Annotated in this window: 1 protein-coding gene; it reads right to left on the reverse strand. The window is 43.9% G+C overall.

All coding sequences use genetic code 11. The features are described 5' to 3' along the window. Positions 1 to 7: 7 nt before the first annotated feature. Positions 8 to 807 (reverse strand): IS5 family transposase gene (locus D1831_RS14255; protein WP_088899809.1). Its coding sequence is split into 2 segments (ribosomal slippage): positions 8 to 537 and positions 537 to 807, totalling 801 coding nucleotides; the frame shifts between segments, so codons are not numbered across the junction. Between the last annotated feature and the right edge of the window lie 11 nt (positions 808 to 818).

Consider the following 818-nt stretch of genomic DNA (forward strand, 5'->3'; position numbering starts at 1 on the left):
AACGTGTTTAGAATCTTTTCAAGAGTATTCGCAGGAAGGCTAAGCTAATCATCATCTTACTGGTGTTCAGCTTTCGCTCACAATTGCGCCAGAGGCGCCGATATTTTCCTAGCCAGCTAAAACTGCGTTCGATAACCCAGCGTTGCGGGGTCACTTGACCGTGCCTAAGGTCACTCTGTTTAGCAATAATGACTTCAGCGTTAATCATTGCCTGAACTGATTGAGCAAAGTTGTTACCAGTATAACCACCATCGGCCATTACTCGTTGAACCAGGTCAAACTGTGATTTGTTTAACGCCAGTAGCGCATTGGCGCCATCACGCTCAGAAACATTGGCGGTTGTCACATGGACTGCCATCGGCAGCCCATTGATATCTACAGCAAGATGGCGCTTAATCCCACTCACCTTTTTACCACCATCGTAGCCACTACTTTCAGCAGGATCGGTATTCTTGACACTTTGAGCATCTAGAATGATGAACGATGTATAAACTGAACGCTTCTGAGCCAACCGATGTTGGCTGACAATTTTTTTAAAACCTTATCCAGAGGAGTGATACCAGCAGGAGATGGCGTTTTAGTCCAAAGTAACCAGTAATAATAGACGGTTTCCCATTTAGGAAAATCACTGGGTAAATCGCGCCAAACGCACCCATTTTTCAAGGTATAAAGCAGGGCACAAAAGATATCATATAAATCAACCTTTCTTGGCTTAGTCCGCTTACGTATGCCTTCTAGATCTGTCCGGATTAGTTCAAATTGTTCACGAGAGATGTCGCTACTATAATGGTGTGCAAAGCTTTTCATGGATTAAAAAC

The sequence above is a fragment of the Lactiplantibacillus garii genome (assembly GCF_003885105.1).
In the GTDB taxonomy this organism is placed as follows: domain Bacteria; phylum Bacillota; class Bacilli; order Lactobacillales; family Lactobacillaceae; genus Lactiplantibacillus; species Lactiplantibacillus garii.